The sequence below is a fragment of the Ningiella ruwaisensis genome, from assembly GCF_004798935.1.
GTDB lineage: Bacteria > Pseudomonadota > Gammaproteobacteria > Enterobacterales > Alteromonadaceae > Glaciecola > Glaciecola ruwaisensis.
In genome coordinates this window covers 238390-255103 of the sequence record NZ_RAHT01000002.1, presented here as the reverse complement: position 1 = coordinate 255103, position 16714 = coordinate 238390, and the positions used below count along the sequence as shown (strand labels likewise).

At 43.6% G+C, this 16714-nt stretch carries 14 protein-coding genes and 1 other RNA gene; 14 read left to right on the top strand and 1 reads right to left on the bottom strand.

What is annotated here, in order from left to right:
* Window positions 1–447: 447 nt before the first annotated feature.
* On the top strand, window positions 448–1869 hold the full coding sequence (lpdA, locus tag D6V41_RS04565) for a dihydrolipoyl dehydrogenase (RefSeq protein ID WP_136250298.1): 1422 nt from the start codon (window positions 448–450) through the stop codon (window positions 1867–1869).
* A gap of 68 nt (window positions 1870–1937) precedes the next feature.
* Here lpdA and D6V41_RS04560 read toward each other — a convergent pair whose 3' ends face one another.
* The gene (locus tag D6V41_RS04560) at window positions 1938–3176 is read right to left on the bottom strand and encodes a DEAD/DEAH box helicase (protein WP_136250297.1); all 1239 of its coding nucleotides are present in this window, start codon (window positions 3174–3176) and stop codon (window positions 1938–1940) included.
* Window positions 3177–3378: 202 nt separating this feature from the next.
* On the opposite strand from D6V41_RS04560, the gene rnpB reads away from it, so the two are divergent.
* From rnpB to D6V41_RS04495, 13 genes are all read left to right on the top strand, one after another.
* An RNA gene (rnpB, locus tag D6V41_RS04555) (RNase P RNA component class A) lies at window positions 3379–3748 on the top strand.
* Window positions 3749–3864: 116 nt separating this feature from the next.
* Complete coding sequence (locus D6V41_RS04550; protein WP_136250296.1) at window positions 3865–4704, top strand: PEP-CTERM/exosortase system-associated acyltransferase; 840 nt, start codon at window positions 3865–3867, stop codon at window positions 4702–4704.
* Between the two features lie 105 nt (window positions 4705–4809).
* Complete coding sequence (locus D6V41_RS04545; protein ID WP_136250295.1) at window positions 4810–5670, top strand: crotonase/enoyl-CoA hydratase family protein; 861 nt, start codon at window positions 4810–4812, stop codon at window positions 5668–5670.
* A gap of 2 nt (window positions 5671–5672) precedes the next feature.
* Window positions 5673–6260, top strand: a complete 588-nt coding sequence (locus D6V41_RS04540) for a gamma-glutamylcyclotransferase (protein ID WP_136250294.1) — start codon at window positions 5673–5675, stop codon at window positions 6258–6260.
* Between the two features lie 102 nt (window positions 6261–6362).
* The gene (locus D6V41_RS04535) at window positions 6363–7922 is read left to right on the top strand and encodes a bifunctional GNAT family N-acetyltransferase/carbon-nitrogen hydrolase family protein (RefSeq protein ID WP_136250293.1); all 1560 of its coding nucleotides are present in this window, start codon (window positions 6363–6365) and stop codon (window positions 7920–7922) included.
* Window positions 7923–8006: 84 nt separating this feature from the next.
* On the top strand, window positions 8007–8243 hold the full coding sequence (locus D6V41_RS04530) for a type II toxin-antitoxin system Phd/YefM family antitoxin (protein WP_136250292.1): 237 nt from the start codon (window positions 8007–8009) through the stop codon (window positions 8241–8243).
* The gene (locus D6V41_RS04525) at window positions 8230–8586 is read left to right on the top strand and encodes a type II toxin-antitoxin system RelE/ParE family toxin (protein ID WP_136250291.1); all 357 of its coding nucleotides are present in this window, start codon (window positions 8230–8232) and stop codon (window positions 8584–8586) included. The genes D6V41_RS04530 and D6V41_RS04525 overlap by 14 nt, the downstream gene beginning before the upstream one ends.
* Before the next feature lie 313 nt (window positions 8587–8899).
* Window positions 8900–9430, top strand: coding sequence for a polysaccharide biosynthesis/export family protein (locus D6V41_RS04520; RefSeq protein WP_136250290.1), 531 nt, complete (start codon window positions 8900–8902; stop codon window positions 9428–9430).
* Between the two features lie 22 nt (window positions 9431–9452).
* Complete coding sequence (locus tag D6V41_RS04515; protein ID WP_136250289.1) at window positions 9453–11783, top strand: GumC family protein; 2331 nt, start codon at window positions 9453–9455, stop codon at window positions 11781–11783.
* A gap of 287 nt (window positions 11784–12070) precedes the next feature.
* Window positions 12071–13327: an efflux RND transporter periplasmic adaptor subunit gene (locus D6V41_RS04510; RefSeq protein WP_136250288.1), complete on the top strand. Its 1257-nt coding sequence runs from the start codon at window positions 12071–12073 to the stop codon at window positions 13325–13327.
* Between the two features lie 88 nt (window positions 13328–13415).
* Window positions 13416–14138, top strand: coding sequence for an ABC transporter ATP-binding protein (locus D6V41_RS04505; RefSeq protein WP_136250287.1), 723 nt, complete (start codon window positions 13416–13418; stop codon window positions 14136–14138).
* Between the two features lie 8 nt (window positions 14139–14146).
* Window positions 14147–15460 (top strand): ABC transporter permease, encoded by a 1314-nt coding sequence (locus tag D6V41_RS04500; RefSeq protein ID WP_136250286.1) that lies wholly within the window; start codon window positions 14147–14149, stop codon window positions 15458–15460.
* 9 nt (window positions 15461–15469) lie between these two features.
* Complete coding sequence (locus tag D6V41_RS04495; protein WP_136250285.1) at window positions 15470–16675, top strand: ABC transporter permease; 1206 nt, start codon at window positions 15470–15472, stop codon at window positions 16673–16675.
* The last annotated feature ends 39 nt before the right edge of the window (window positions 16676–16714 follow it).

Below are 16714 nucleotides of genomic sequence, written 5' to 3'. Positions count from 1 at the left end.
CCGGCCCTCGCTTCGGTAGCGCTCCGAAAGCCAGCCACGATCAGCGATTTCTCGGCGATGAATTGCGCTGGATAGAAGAGGTTTGGGAACTTATAAGCGTCCAGAGGCGAGGGTACGTTTGAATTACACAGGGAATGTGAGGGATTGCATTTTAAAGCGCCTGAACGTATGCGTGTGAATTGCGCAGGGAAAGAGAGGCTTTGCATTTTGTAAGCGTCCAAAGGCAAGGATGCCTTTGGTCGAGCGACCCATGGATGGGTTCAAGCGCCTTACAAAATGCAAAGCCTTTCTTTCACAAAAAAGCAATTCACCAGCACTACAGCAAAAAGCGATGAAGTTTTGGCGTAAACGGGTTCAAAGTTAGTATCGAAATGCCGTACAATAGGCGGCATTGCAACCGCAGTGACATGATGCGTGCGGAAATATAAACAAAAAATTGAGGTCATAATGAGCGAGATAAAAACGCAATTAGTGGTACTTGGTGCAGGTCCTGGCGGATATTCAGCCGCGTTTAGAGCTGCTGATTTGGGCATTGAAGCCGTAATTGTGGATGCAAGAGAAACCCTTGGTGGTGTTTGCTTAAACGTCGGTTGTATTCCATCAAAAGCATTATTGCATGTTGCAAAAGTCATTCAAGAAGCAAAACACCTGTCAAAGCACGGCGTTTCATTTGGCGAGCCAAGCTTCGACCTTGATAAAATACGCGATTACAAAGATGGTGTTGTTGGTCAACTTACCAAAGGCTTATCTGGCATGTCAAAAATGCGCAAAGTTAAGCATGTAGTCGGCTATGGAAAATTCACAGGCGCAAACACCCTTGAAGTTGAAGGTAAAGACGGTAAAACGACCATCACCTTTGATAACGCGATTATTGCCGCAGGTTCAGAGCCAGTTACCTTGCCCTTTATTCCTCATGACGACGAGCGCGTAATTGACTCTACCGGCGCGCTTAAAATGAAAGACATTCCTGAAAAAATGCTGGTGCTCGGTGGCGGCATTATCGGCTTGGAAATGGGAACGGTTTATCATGCACTGGGCTCCAAAATCGATGTGGTTGAGTTTTTAGACCAGCTTATGCCTGCGGCTGATAAAGACATTGTCAAAGTTTACATGAAAACCATTAAAGACAAGTTCAACACCATGCTTGAGACCAAAGTGACAAATGTCGAAGCCAAAAAAGATGGTTTATATGTCACCTTTGAAGGAAAACAAGCGCCTAAAGAACCTGTACGCTACGATCGCGTGTTAGTTGCGGTTGGCCGTAAGCCAAATGGTAGCCTGGTTGCAGCTGAAAAAGCGGGTGTAAAAGTTGATGAGCGAGGCTTTATCAATGTAGATAAGCAAATGCGTACCAACGTTAATCATATCTACGCCATTGGTGATTTGGTTGGACAACCCATGCTTGCGCACAAAGCGGTTCATGAAGGTCACGTGGCCGCAGAAGTGATTGCCGGTAAGAAGCATTACTTTGATCCTAAGTGCATTCCTTCAGTAGCTTACACTGAGCCAGAAGTTGCCTGGGTAGGCTTAACTGAAAAAGAAGCAAAAGAACAAGGCGTGAGCTATGAAACTGCCACCTTCCCTTGGGCAGCTTCAGGTCGTGCGATTGCCTCTGATGCTACCGACGGTATGACAAAACTGATTTTTGATAAAGACTCCGGTCGCGTGATTGGTGGCGCATTAGTGGGAACTAACGCAGGAGAAATGCTGGGTGAGATTGGCCTGGCTATCGAAATGGGTGCAGATGCTGAAGATGTTGCATTAACCATTCATGCACACCCGACTTTAAATGAATCAATTGGTCTTGCTGCTGAAATTTTCGAAGGCAGCATTACCGACATGCCAAATCCAAAGGCTAAGAAAAAGTAACACACGCTAGCTACACTCAAAACCCCTGCATTCGCAGGGGTTTTAAAATTCAAGTTTTGCAACTTCACTTACATAGACCGTTTGACATGCTCTCCAGCTCTTAGCCGTTTAGGCTTTCTAGGCTTTTTAGGTCGTTTCGGTTTGGTTTTGAGTTTAACATCAGGCAAGGCCTGTGAGGCTGGAAATGCATCAAGCGTTTTCTTCTCAATCTTTAAGTTTATCAAACGCTCAATACTTGCCAGTTGTTTCGCTTCATCAGCGCTGACTAAAGAAATCGCTAAACCAGACTTGCCAGCCCGACCTGTTCGGCCAATGCGATGGACATAATCTTCTGCAACATGCGGTAGGTCAAAATTGACTACATGCGGTAACTGCACAATATCAATGCCTCGCGCCGCTATGTCGGTGGCAACAAGCACCTGGATTTTATCCGCTTTAAAATCTGCAAGGGCTCGCGTTCTGACATTTTGACTTTTGTTGCCATGAATGGCAGCCGCTGTAATGCCTTTTTTGTTCAGTTGAGTGGTAAGACGATTTGCACCGTGTTTGGTGCGACAAAACACCAAAACCTGAAACCACTTTTCTTGCTGAATAAGATGAATAAGCGCTTTAGTCTTGCTGGTTTTATCAAGCGTATAAACTAACTGGTCGATGCGCTCAACAGTTGTATTTGGAGGCGTAACGGAGATCTCAACGGGATCGTTTAGCAAGCCCCGAGCAAGACTTCTAATATCTTCTGAAAACGTGGCTGAAAAGAGCAAGTTTTGTCTCGTCTTTGGTAACAAGGCCAGAATGCGTTTGATGTCTTTGATAAAGCCCATATCGAGCATTCTATCGGCTTCATCAAGCACCAGTATTTCAATTTGCTCAAAGCGGATAGCATTTTGCTGGTGTAAATCCAGCAATCGCCCGGGAGTGGCAATAAGCACATCGGTGCCGCGTCGAAGCTTCATCATTTGCGGATTGATTTTTACGCCGCCAAACACGAGATTGTAATTTAGCTTTAACTCTCCCCCGTAATTTTCTACGCTTTGAGCGACTTGAGCAGCAAGTTCTCGAGTGGGGGTAAGCACGAGCGCTCGTGCGCAGTTTGGCCGCGCTTTATTTGCGCTTTTTGTAAGACGTTGTAATAAAGGAAGCGAAAAGCCGGCAGTTTTGCCTGTTCCGGTTTGCGCAGCTGCCATCACGTCTTTTCCCTCAAGGATGGGGCGTATAACCTTTTCCTGAATGGGCGTGGGTGTCGAATAACCTTGTTTTTCAAGGGCGTTTAATAAGGTTGGAATTAATCCAAGATGTGCGAATGTCATGTTTATAGGTATCTAAAGAGAAGCAAGAGAAGAGTTTGGCAAATAGCGTTTTTTTTTAAAAAGCAACTTAACGCAACTATCTACCATAACTAAAGAGACGCGAGCATACAGTAAATTCTTGTTTTTAGCTATACATCGCTAAAAAAGCTGAAAATAGAAATAAATCAAGAAAGCACTCACACTTTGTTTTATACTCATGCGAAGAGTCAGCCAGACAGTCGCTGCTTGTGCATGCTTGCATGCACAAGGGGAGGAAAGTCCGGGCTCCATAGGGCAGGGTGCCAGATAACGTCTGGGCGGCGTGAGCCGACGACAAGTGCAGCAGAGAGGAGACCGCCTGTGGCAACACAGGTAAGGGTGAAAGGGTGCGGTAAGAGCGCACCGCGTTTCTGGTAACAGTAAACGGCAAGGTAAACTCCACCCGGAGCAAGACCAAATAGGTTCTCATATGGCGCGGCCCGCGTTGAGAACGGGTAGGTTGCTTGAGCCAGTGAGCGATTGCTGGCCTAGACGAATGATTGTCATTCTTTGCAAAAAGAATACAGAACCCGGCTTACCGGCTGACTCTAATTTTTATTCAAAGTGAACGCTTACTCGCAATTTGCGTCATATCTTATAATAGTCGCTTAATTTCTATCACTAGCAACGAGCACGAACCAGGTTGCTTTACTTGACTCTCAGGTGAATCATGGACTATGCGAATACTGAATTTCCATCACAAAAAATGGCGTTTAAAAAGCCCGCGCAATCGCTGAAACGCGTCTTAAAACCGATAAAGTTTTATATAAAATCCAGAACGGTCGCAAAAACGTTTTTCAATTATTTTGACGTTCGCTCTGAACTTTCTGAATCAGAGAAAGAAGCAATGTACGCGCTTAGGCACAAGGTTTATTGTGAAGAGCTTGGGTTCAGGTTTGCATCACATGCTAATAAAGAATCGGATATTTACGATAATCATTCCAGGTTTTGCATTGTAAAACACACTAAAAGTAAAAAGTTAGTTGGGGCAGTCAGGCTAGTTGAAAGCTTTAAGGCGTCAGAGAAACTGCCTATTGAAGATACATGTAATACCTTTTATGACGATTGTCATTGTTTACCTCACCATTTTAAAAGAGAGGAAATTGCTGAGGTTTCTCGACTAGTTGTCACGCCCGAGTATCGCAAAAATACTTTTAAAAATCGCGCGAGTGCAAAACACTTAGCAAATATTTCCAGTTTTGGCGATCTTGATGCCGGAGAATTTACTGACAAGCATGAATTACGAAATTTTAAGTATATAGCTGTAGCGTTGTACTTAGGTGCCATGGTCTTATCACAGCGCACAAAACGTAAGCATTTATTTATTATCACTACGCCAAAATTGGCACAAAGCCTTGCCTGTTTTGGGATCCAATTAACGAGAATCGGTTATGCCTTTGAATATCAGGGCTACAGAGCGCCGTATTACATTGATGTCTCGAAAACCGAAAAACGCATTCACGGCGGGTTTAAGCGCTTGCTTAGGGTTATTCAAACATCCATGCTATGACTACCCTTTAACACCTAAAAAAATAATTCACTATTTATAAACTTAATTGGCACTTATGCGAAGGCTCTCTATGATGGGTATAGTCCCAATTGTAGGAGCCTGTTTATGTCTACTTTAAAAAAAGCGCAGTACAAGTGCTTTGAACTAAGCGTTGAAAATCAGATTGCGCATATTAAATTGAGTCGTCCAGAGCAACTCAATTCAATGATTCCTGAGTTTTGGACGGAGTTACCCCAACTCGTTCGCGAACTGGATGATTCTGGTGAAGTGCGGGTGATTGTGATTTCGAGCACTGGTAAACACTTCAGTGCAGGCATGGACTTGTCGGTGTTCACTAATATGGCAAAAGATTTTAAAGGGGAGCCTGCAAGGCGCGCAGAAAAAATGCGTCGCTCTGTTTTGGCACTTCAAGATGCCTTTAATGCATTAGAGCAAGCCCGCATGCCGGTGTTATGTGCCATTCAAGGTGGCGCAATTGGCGGTGCCGTAGATATGATAAGCGCTGCTGATTGCCGTTATTGTACAAAGGATGCATTTTTTACTATCAAAGAAACGCAGATCGGGATGACCGCAGATGTTGGTACCTTACAAAGACTGCCGCACTTAATTCCTCAGGGTTTAATGCGAGAGTTGGCGTTCACGGGGCGCAACTGGCAAGCTCACGAAGCACTCGAATGCGGTTTTGTCAATCAAGTGTACGAAGATGCCTCATCGATGCTTGAGGGCGTGATGGAAGTCGCTAAGGTAATTGCGGGACACTCCCCAATGGCAGTGTCTGGTTGCAAGCAAATGATTAACTACACGCGCGATCACAGTGTTACAGACAGTTTAGAGTATATGGCAACGTGGCAAAGTGGTATGTTCCAAATGCCTGATATTATGGAAGCTATGCAAGCGCAGCAAGAAAAGCGCGGACCAAGATATGATGATTTGCTGCCTAGAAATACCTTACTTTCAAACGATTGAATATGTCGTCTCTTTATTCAACTAAACACATAAACAAGCAGCGCTTAAAGCTGGATAAGCAAAAACCAGTGTGGTTATTCGGATATGGGTCAATTATTTTTAAAGTTGACTTTGCCTATATAAAGTCATCAAGAGCCTATCTATCAGGCTGGCAGAGGCGTTTTTGGATGGCAAGCCAAGATCACAGGGGAACGCCTACCGCTCCCGGACGAGTACTAACGCTTGAGCCAAGTCCGCGAGCACGATGCTTTGGCATGGCGTACCAAATTGAACATGATGTGCTGGAGGCGCTCGATCATCGAGAGCAGAATGGATACCTGAGGCATCATAAAAATATCGAGCTTGAATCGGGTGAACAGGTTAATGCTCTGGTGTATCTTGGCGATCCTGAAAGTCCGGTCTATAAAGAAGAGCATGATTTGAGCAAACTCGCTGAGCACATCTGTAAAAGCAAAGGTCCAAGTGGTGAAAACAAAGACTATGTATATGAGTTGGCACAGGCGCTTCGCATGCATGGCGAAAATGACAGCTATGTATTTGAGCTGGAGCAAAACCTTAAGATTTTAGACGCCTCAGATGAGTATCACTAGCGTTTACTTGTTTCATACTTTTTGGGATAGTAGCGCTTCTGTTGTTTTGAAACTGTACGACCCAAAATCACCTTACTAAAATTTCGTCATCAGGAGAACTGTGTGAGCGACGACAAATCGTCTAATAATATTGAAGATACCGAACACCATTTAGAATTACGCCACCTTACGCTTGAAGATTTTGACGCGATAAAAGCCTTAATGAATATCGTTTACAAGAATGATGGCGGAGCCTTCACCAAAAAGCGATATCAGGCGCAGATCAATACCTTCGCAGACGGGCAAATTTGTATCGAAGATAAAGGCAAAATTGTGGCAGCTGCCTTTTCGGTGATTGTTGATTATGAAAAGTTTGGCGATAAACACACTTATGAGGAGATTACTGGTGATGCCTACATCACCACGCATGATCCAAAAGGAGACGTGTTATACGGCGTAGACTTTTTTGTCGACCCGGCATATCGAGGGCTTCGCTTAGGTCGACGACTATATGAAGCTCGTAAAGAGCTTTGCCGAAATTTAAATCTTAAAAGCATCATGGCCGGTGGCCGTATTCCTAACTACTCACGCTATGCGCAAGAGATGAGCCCTTACGAGTACATTGAAAAAGTTAAAGAGCGAGAGATTTACGACCCTACACTGTCGTTTCAAATGAATAATGGCTTTGAAGTTAAACAGGTACTCAAAGCCTATTTACCCGAAGATAACGCTTCGCTTGGCTATGCCACGTTATTGCAATGGCATAATATGTACTACGATGCCGAGCAGCCATCTTTGCTTGAAAGCAAGTATTCAAGCGCTCGTATCGGCTTGGTGCAATGGCAAATGCGGTATTTCAACAATGTGGCGGAGCTGCTTCAGCAGGTTGAATACTTCGTTGATGCCTTATCTGATTACAAGTGTGATTTGGCGGTTTTACCGGAGTTTTTTAATGCTCCGCTGATGGGCTTGAGTGAATCTGAAGCCCCCATCGACGCCATCTGGCATTTAGCAGAATATACCGAAGAGTTACTTAGCGCCATTTCTGAGATGGCTATCAGCTACAACATCAATATTGTTGCCGGCTCTATGCCTTTAATAGAAGATGATGAGCTCTTTAATGTTGCTTATTTATGTCATCGTGATGGCCGCGTTGAGAGTCAATATAAACTTCACCCCACGCCATATGAGAAAAATGGCTGGCTGATGAAAGGCGGCGATAAGCTTACGGCGTTTGAAACTGACTTTGGCAAAATTGGCATTTTGATTTGCTACGACGTGGAGTTTCCGGAACTTTCTCGCTTGTTGTCAGAAGAAGAGATTCAAATTCTGTGTGTACCTTTCTGGACTGATACTAAAAATGGCTATCTTCGAGTCAGACGCTGCGCTCAGGCTCGCGCGATAGAAAACGAGTGCTATGTTGCTATTGCAGGTAGTGTGGGCAATCTTCCAAAAGTAGACAATGTGGATATCCAGTACGGACAAACCGCCGTGTTTTCACCTTCAGATTTTGCCTTTCCGCATGATGCGATTGTGTCAGAAACTACTCCCAATACGGAAATGATGCTAATTGTGGATTTAGATCTGGATAAGCTTACAGAGCTCAAAAATGAAGGATCGGTACGCAACTATTTAGATAAGCGACGAGATTTATATCGGGTTCAATGGATTGGTGAAAAGTAGCGGTTTTGTTGACAGGGCTTAATTTGGTGCTATATTCGGTCTTTACATGTTCAGTGCTAGACTGGTCAATATGAAAGGTGAATAGTGAAAACAACAACGGTCACTTATTTAAAGGAAAATGCGAACAATTTAGGAGTAGAGGAGCCTTTGATGATTACAAAAAATGGAAAGCCTGCGTATGTAATCCAAAGTGCCAGTGACTACAACTATCAACAAGACCGCCTAGCCCTGCTGAAGCTACTTATGCTTTCTGAAAAATCCGGAAAAGAAAAGGGATATCTATTGCACGAGGAAGTGTTTAAACGCAATGAGCAAGGATAAACAAGCTTTAAGTAGCTTCAAGCTTGTCTATACGCCTTTATTTGTAAACACATTAGCAAAGCTACAGTATTTTCTCAGCGCCAATTATTCTGAAGAATTAGCTTTAAATACACTAAACGAAATAGAGCAGAAAATTAGAGAAGTATTGCATCCTAATCCATTTTTAGGCGCTGTTATTCCGGAGCTTCAAGAAATAGGTATATGCAGCTATAGGAAATTTATAATCGATAAACACAATGTGCTCTTTTATAAATTGGAAGATAAGTCTCTAATTATATTAGCTATTATGGATATGAGACAGAATATAAATGACGTTTTGTATGATGCGCTTATTGCTTATTAATTGCGACAGCTCATTTTTACCCAATCTTGATAGTCAGTGAAATCATTCATCCTGCCTGCCTGTCTGCCAGCTTAAAATCCATAATAATCATAGTCTTGTGACCCAGGCGAACACCTGCTTAAATCAAGCCTTTCATATTTACGACATTGTCGTTAGTATATTCACTAACACGGAGTGTGGTATCCAAGTATGCGTTATTGTGCGCTATTTTGCGTAAGTCGCCGTTTGGATTCTGTGTAGTTTACGTTTAATGCTTCAGGCACTGTCTGTGGCGAATTTCTAACCTACACATGCTACAAAAGAGGGAGATTCAGTGGAAAGCTATAAGACAGCGGTCTTTATCTTGCTATTTTGCTTAAACGCAATGAGCGTTAACCTAGCTGGTGCACAAGAACAAAAAAAGCTTACACTGTCTTACGGTGACATCGTCTCAGTAAAGGTTATCGATGAACCAGAGTTAACGGTAAACAAATATCCTATATCTGAATGGGGCACAATCGAAGTGCCGCTCTTAGGATCAGTTGATTTAAAAGGTAAAACGGCCGCAGAAGCCGAAACGCTAATTACAGAGCGCTTTTTAGCGGATTATTTAAAACAGCCTGAAGTCGAATTTACTGTAAACCAGTATCGCCCTTTTTTCGTGGTGGGGGCAGTGCAACAACCTGGCAGTTATCCTTACGTTGAAGGAATGACCGTGCAAGCTGCAATTAACACAGCTGGCGGATTCACTGAAAACGCAACTCGCAATGCAATCTCGTTACTGACTGAAACCAGCCTCACTGGGCCGGTTCAAGCAGGCTTAAACGATGATGTGCTACCCGGTGATGTAATCACTATCGAGTAAACGTTTTATATGGAAATTAACAGTGAACACAGAATTAAACGCGATGCGCGCGCACAGACCATTTCATACATCGCGCAAGCAAACAAACAAAGTTGGCGGCTTTACACAGACACTTAAAGACGCAAAATGGTTGGTTTCCCTTTCAGTTTTAGTGATAGGGGGTTTGGGTATTGGTTTAGCTTTGTATTCAACGCCAAGCTACAAAGCTAGCGCAAAGCTAGTGGTAGTCGAGCCTATTACCGTTGCTACGGTCTCGTCACCAAGCGAAACAGAAGCGCTTGATAGTGCGTTTTACAATACACAGCTCGAAATTCTGCGCTCCAAAGGCGTACTTTTAGATGTAATTAAAGCCTTGTCGCTCACAGAGCGGTTTAAAAATAATACAGATTTATTAGACGCTTACCCGCCTTTAATTCCTGAGCAGATAAGCAAGCACCGACTTGTTGCTTCTATTCTTCAATCAAAACTTGAACATGTAACATCAGGGCTCACTGTTGCAGAACTGCAAAATCATATTGTTGATAAACTTAGAAATAGTCTTAGCCTTGAATGGGAAGAGGGCAGTCAGGTCATTTCGCTTCAGTTCCAGTCAAAGGATGCGCAGTTTGCGAGCGAGTTTATTACCGCTTTGGTGCGCGTCTATTCAGAGTTTGGCTTAAACGCGAGCTTGCAAGAAATCGAAAATACAGAGACTTGGCGACGTAATCGAATTGAGGAGTTACGTCTTCAACTCGAAAACGCCAAACGCAGATTAGCCATCGTAGAGGAGCAACAGGCGCAGCTGTCGCTAGAGTCGCCAGAAACGCCAGAAACGCCAGAAACGCCAGAAGCAACCGCTAGAGCACAATCAATAGTCGCGGCAGAATCTGCAAGTGATCAAGGCAGTGATACTGGTATTTCTCAAGGCGACTTCGAGAGGCTGAATCAGCGCTTTGAAGCTTTACAAGCGGGCGATCTTTTTGTAGAAGAATTCTACGCTTTGGCTCCTATAAGCGATGATCCGGTTGTTTCTCCTTTGCTTTTAGAACGCAAAGCCCTTGAAGATACCCTTGAGTTGTACTTTCCAAGATACAAAGAAAAGCATCCAAAAATGATCGAACTTCGCAATGCGTTTGAAAAAATTGACCGGCAGCTTATCGACGCAAGCAGCGATTATTTAGCAAGAGTACAGGCGAAAATTCAGCCTGAACAAGCTGTGGCCGACGATTTAAGTGAAGGGGCTGAAACACCAGATGAGTCTGCAATAAGAGATTCAAGCGCAGCCGCACCATCAGCCGATTTTATTGAACAAACGATTAGAGAGTTGCAGGATGAAGTCGCTTCAAATCAACGCTTGTACGACAGTTTTCTTAAGCAATCTGAAACACTCAATTTGAGCAAGGAAGCTTCAGCGCCAAGCGTGAAAGTGATTGAAAGTGGCGAGGTACCTCAGGCAAGTAGCATCAATAAACCAATCATTGCCCTTTTGTTTATTGGTCTTGGATTAATTTTCGGCGTTTTCTTAGCTTACTTAAAGGCGCAATTTTTCTATCGCCTGAAATCTGACAAACAAGTGAAAAGTAAGCTCGGATTGCAAAACTTGGGTCAATTGGGCTTGCGACGATCAAAAGACAGCGCCGCTTTGCCGGAGCTTAATTATTTGATTAAGCCACACTCAAGCTTTGCTAAAAGCATAGACAGCATACGCTCAAAATTACTAAGTGACGATATTGATAATCCGCCCAAAGTCATGCTGATAAGTTCTGCCAATCCAGGCGAGGGCAAATCTACGCTCGCTTTAAATTTAGCTGCATCTCTGGGCCAGGTAGGCAGAACCCTGCTGATAGAAGTAAATTTGCGCGCGCCGTGTATTAGCGATGTATTAAAAACGCCACCCTATTCAGGCTTGACAGATGTACTCACAAATACCATTGATTCACAAGAGGCAATATTTAAAGTATTGGGGCCAAGTGATATCAGCATTTTAAGCTGTGGCTCCCTGCCTGATGAACCTTTGAATATCATCAAATCAGCAAAATTTGCCACACTGCTAGATCATTTCAGAAACGAGTTTGACTTTATTCTGTTAGACGGCCCAGCCGCGCTTTCCTTTTCAGATGTAGACTATCTGCTCCCTTACGCAGACGGCATTATTTTAACTGCTTTTAGTGGTCAAACACTGATTAAAGACAGTAAGCGAGTGGTTGAGCACTTCAAGCAGCATCATGGAAAAATACTCGGCTGCGTATTAATGCATCTACTTAAGAAAAACGGTGTTAACCGAAAACGTTCGACAAGAGCGCATCCAACACGAACACACGCTGCAAATCCACAATGGCAAAACAAATCAGGCCCGCTTAACGCTCAGCAGTAAGCTCAATTACTACTGTCCGCTTCGGACACTTAAAGTGTCCGGGGACAAGCTTGATATACCACGTTTTTTAGAAATTATATAAAAATCAATTGATTATAAATTGGCACGATTGTGGCAATAACCTTTTTTACATAATTGGCGACTTAACTATGTCGGCTTTAACTAAAAAGGATGTTCACTATGCTTGCACTATTTTTCTTAGCTTCTCCCATCACTGTTTTTCTCCTTGGCGCGCTTCTCTCGCGATTCGAATCGATATTACAGTCTAAAGCTTAAGAGATAAGAAGATGATACGCGATACCAGTGCGACAGACACAGTTGTTGAACCTAAACACACCAAGAAATCCCTCGTCATTCTGAGCATAGTTGTTTTATTGCTTGCGTTTGTTTCAGCTAATGCTTTTTTCAGCTCTGAAGGAGCAAGTTTGTCTGTTGATAAAAATCGCCTTCAAATTGCTACATTGGAGGTGGGAGACCTGACCCGAGACGTTCTGGCAACGGGTAAAATTGTTGCTGCCAGCGCACCTCAACTTTACAGTCCCGAACAGGGTTTTGTAACGCTGCATGTGAGAGCAGGAGATACCGTTGAAAAAGGACAGCTAGTGGCCGAGGTTGAAAGTCCAGAGCTAAACAGTCTTTTGGAGCAGGAAAATGCTGAAATGCTGCGTCTTGAGGGTGAATTAGCCAGAGAGGAACTCACCGCAAGAAGGCAGACTCTAGAGCTGACTAAGCTGATGGATTTAGCTGAGGTTGACTTGCAGGCGGCTAAACGCGAAGAACGTCGAGCTAAAGCCTCTATAGTAAATAATGTCATTAGCCAAATTGACCTTGAAAAAGCGATTGATGATCTAGCCAGAGCCAAGCTTAACCATAAACATGCCGAGCAAGAGGTCTCTCTTGCAAAAGATACACTCGCCTTTGAACTTGAAAATGCCCGACAAAAATTTCAGCGCCAAGTGTTAATTGTCCAAGAGCTGAAGCGTAAAGTCGAAAATCTCAGTATTGTCGCAAGCGTTGACGGTGTGGTGGGTAATCTACTGATTCAGGAGCGTGCTCTGGTGAACAAAAACGCTCCTTTGATGACTCTTGTCGATTTATCTGCCTATGAAGCACAACTGCAAGTGCCTGAAAGTTATGCAAACGAGTTGGGTCTTGGAATGGAGGTTGAAGTTAGCGTACAAGGACAGACCAAAATCGGCAAGTTAGTCGGTATTTCGCCCGAAGTAAGCAATCGAGAGGTGACTGCCCGAGTCAGATTTAATGAAGAAGATGTATCTGGGCTTCGTCAAAATCAGCAAATATCGGCGCGCGTTTTACTGGAAAATAAATCACAGGTTTTAAAGGTGCGTCGAGGCAGCTTCATGCAGGCGGGTGGTTTTGTGGCTTACAAAGTAGAAGGCGATATCGCGCAAAAAGTCAGTATTCAAACCGGTGCTTCAAGTATGCGAGAAATTGAAATACTTAGCGGCTTAGCGGCAGACGACCAAATTATTATTTCTAATTACGAAAACTTTATCAACGAAGACAGAATTTATCTCAACTAAAAACAACCGCGAGCGGATTTGTTGACGCAGTTGAACAGACACAGTTAAACAGACCATTTAAACAAATTAGTTAAACGAAGGAATCGACATGTTATCCATGAAAAATATCAACAAGGTTTACCAGACAGAAAAGGTGCAAACACATGCTTTGCGAGACTTTGATTTAGAAGTGAGCGAAGGGGAGTTCATTGCAGTTACAGGGCCATCTGGCTCGGGTAAAACAACATTTTTGAATATTGCCGGCATGCTTGAAAGCTACAGCAGTGGTGATTATCTGCTCGACGACATCAACGTAGGAAAACTAAGCGATAACGCAAAAGCAGACTTACGAAATCAAAAAATAGGATTTATTTTTCAAGGCTTTAACCTTATACCCGATTTGAATCTTTATGAAAATGTCGAAGTGCCTTTGCGTTACCGCGGCATAAAAAGCGCGCAGCGCAAGCAGCGTATCATGGATTGTTTAGAGCAGGTAGGTCTTGCAAGTCGAGCTAAGCACCTACCCCAGCAATTATCAGGCGGGCAACAGCAGCGTGTGGCAATAGCAAGAGCCTTAGCAGGAAAACCCAGATTTTTGCTGGCAGACGAGCCTACAGGAAACCTGGACAGCTTAATGGCACGACAAGTAATGGATTTACTCGAACAAATCAATCGTGATGGAGCCACTATCATTATGGTGACACACGACCCAGAGCTGGCAAGGCGCGCACCTCGCAATATTCAAGTGGTGGATGGGCAGTTGGCAGATTTCACTTTGTATCAGGGAGCGCCCGACATGCATGTAAGCTCTCATGCTGCCGCGCAAGTTTAGGAGGACTTATGTTTTTCTATTATATCGATTTAGCGTGGCGCAGCTTTAAACGCACTCCATTTGTGTCGATGTTGATGGTGCTTGCTATCGCTGTTGGCATTGGTATCACTATGACGAGTTTATCGGTTTATTACATGATGGCGATGAACCCCATCCCGGATAAAAGCGACAGACTGCATGTCGTTCAGTTAAATACGATGGATGAGGGGCAAAGTCAGGGTTCAAGCGATAACTTGCCACAGCAGCTTACCTATCGTGATGCCATGGCATTATATCAACAGGACTTTCCAGAAAATAAAGTGATCCATATGCGCTCCGGTTTTGCCGTGCACTTGGGCGATAGCAGTATCAAGCCGTTTTTGGAAGCAACGCGTATGGCCGGGCGAGACTTTTTTTCAATGTTTAATCTTGAATTTCAGTATGGAGGTGCATGGAGTGTTGAACAGGAACAAAACGCTGCGCAAGTGGCCGTTATAAGTCAGTCTTTAAATGAAAAATTATTTGGTTCTGAGAATTCTCTGGGCAAAACATTTTATTTAGATGATAAAGTCTTTCAAGTTGTTGGCGTGCTAGACGAATGGAATTTGCATACCCGTTTTTATGATATCACCACTGGCGCTTTTTCGCGCACCGAAAACATCTTTATTCCCTTTTCACTTGTCCCTGTGCTTGAAGTGCCATCGTGGGGAAATACCAACGGTTGGAAATATCAGGAAATAAATAACTATCAAGACCGTCTCAATGCAGAAATATTCTGGGTCCAATTGTGGGTTGAGCTACCCAATGAGCAGGCAAAAGCGCAATACGGTCAGTTTTTGCAAGCTTATTTAAGCGAGCAGGAGGCATTAGGTCGCTTTGAGCGAGAGACTCCTCAATATGCACTTAGAAATGTAATGGAGTGGCTCGATTATTCGAATGTGGTATCAGACGACAATCGGGTTTTGGTTGGCTTAAGCTTTATGTTTTTAATTGTGTGTTTAGCCAATATTTTAGGTCTGTTACTAGGAAAATTCTTAAAACGTGCTCCTGAAATTGGTGTAAGACGAGCTTTAGGTGCCAGAAAACGTCAGGTATTTGCCCAACACATCGTTGAGGTTTCGCTTTTGGGACTTTTTGGCGGCCTGCTTGGAATAGGGATCGCGCAGCTTGGTTTATGGGGCGTAAGAGCAACAGAAAACTATTACTCAGCGCTTGCCACCATGGATTTGAGTATGCTTCTCGCAGCGCCATCCATTTCAATTATTGCCTGCATAATCGCAGGGCTTTATCCAGCATGGCTTGTTTGTAAAACGGCCCCGGCCATTTACCTTAAAACGCAATAGGAGTGCGACATGTTTGAATGTAAACCTATTTTCAATTCTTTACTTCGTTCCAAAGCCGGCGCAATGATGTTGCTTGTGCAAATTGCCATCACAGTCGCCATTGTGAGCAATGCCAGCTTCATCATTTACGACCGCGTTCAATATCTGAAACAGGAAACAGGCTACCCAGAAGAAAGTATTTTTAGCTTTTCAATTACAAGTTTTGTCGAAGATTTTGATCAGCTTCAACAAATTGAAATTGACGAAAGTGTATTGCGCGGTATTCCCGGCGTAATAAACGCGGTTAATCTGTCAGAAATTCCGCTATCCGGAAGTGGTTCAGCATCATCTATCCATACCGCGCCACCTCCGGATACAGGTCGAGGAGTGAGAGCAGCTTATGTATTAGGAGATGAGAATTCTGTTGATACATTGGGAGTAAAGATTATCGCAGGACGCAACTTCAACCAGGAAGATGTGGTGATTCAGCGCTCACCCGATCAAGTGGCAACGGTCGCCATTGCGTCTAAAAGCTTTGTAGAAGAAATGTTTCCAGATGGAGATGGCTTGGGAAATACAGTATTTATGGGGCCTTATCCTGTGCAGATTATCGGCGTAGTAGAAAAGATGATGGGGCCTTGGCTAAAAGATCGTAAAGCTGACAATTTTATTATTTTTCCGATGGTAGTGGAGTCAACGTTTCAAAAAATGTTAGTAAGAACTGAGCCCAGTGAACGCGCAAGTGTGATGAAGCAAGTTGAGGCCCTCATGCTTGAAAATAACGGTGACAGAGTGGTGAGCAATGTAATAGGCATGGATGACGATAAAGCGCTTTATAACGCGGGAGATATGTTAATGCTAAGAATGCTGCTAGTGCTTATTGTTGTATTGGTCTTGATTACAGCACTGGGTATTTATGGCTTAACCATGTTCAATATCAGTAAACGTACCAAGCAAATCGGAACTCGCAGAGCATTAGGAGCAAGAAAGTCGGCCATAGTGCGATATTTCTTGATTGAAAATAGTATGGTGTGCAGCGCGGGCCTGCTAATTGGTATTGTGGGAGCCATCTATTTAGGTGATGCGCTGCTTAAAGCATATTCATTACCTGCACTGGATATTATGTATGTTGTCGTCACCGCAATTGTTGTCTTTTGCATTAGTGTGTTGTCAGTTATTATTCCTGCCAATCGAGCGGCCAATATTTCGCCAAGTATCGCAACCCGCAGCGTGTAATCTCAATGACCCGGAAAAGGGATCATAAAAAGAACAATC

Excerpts from the sequence above, each read along its gene's own strand:
- lpdA (WP_136250298.1), top strand. The coding sequence starts at position 448 with ATGAGCGAGATAAAAACGCAATTAGTGGTACTTGGTGCAGGTCCTGGC.
- D6V41_RS04560 (WP_136250297.1), bottom strand. The coding sequence starts at position 3,176 with ATGACATTCGCACATCTTGGATTAATTCCAACCTTATTAAACGCCCTT.
- D6V41_RS04550 (WP_136250296.1), top strand. The coding sequence starts at position 3,865 with ATGGACTATGCGAATACTGAATTTCCATCACAAAAAATGGCGTTTAAA.
- D6V41_RS04545 (WP_136250295.1), top strand. The coding sequence starts at position 4,810 with ATGTCTACTTTAAAAAAAGCGCAGTACAAGTGCTTTGAACTAAGCGTT.
- D6V41_RS04540 (WP_136250294.1), top strand. The coding sequence starts at position 5,673 with ATGTCGTCTCTTTATTCAACTAAACACATAAACAAGCAGCGCTTAAAG.
- D6V41_RS04525 (WP_136250291.1), top strand. The coding sequence starts at position 8,230 with ATGAGCAAGGATAAACAAGCTTTAAGTAGCTTCAAGCTTGTCTATACG.
- D6V41_RS04510 (WP_136250288.1), top strand. The coding sequence starts at position 12,071 with ATGATACGCGATACCAGTGCGACAGACACAGTTGTTGAACCTAAACAC.
- D6V41_RS04505 (WP_136250287.1), top strand. The coding sequence starts at position 13,416 with ATGTTATCCATGAAAAATATCAACAAGGTTTACCAGACAGAAAAGGTG.
- D6V41_RS04500 (WP_136250286.1), top strand. The coding sequence starts at position 14,147 with ATGTTTTTCTATTATATCGATTTAGCGTGGCGCAGCTTTAAACGCACT.
- D6V41_RS04495 (WP_136250285.1), top strand. The coding sequence starts at position 15,470 with ATGTTTGAATGTAAACCTATTTTCAATTCTTTACTTCGTTCCAAAGCC.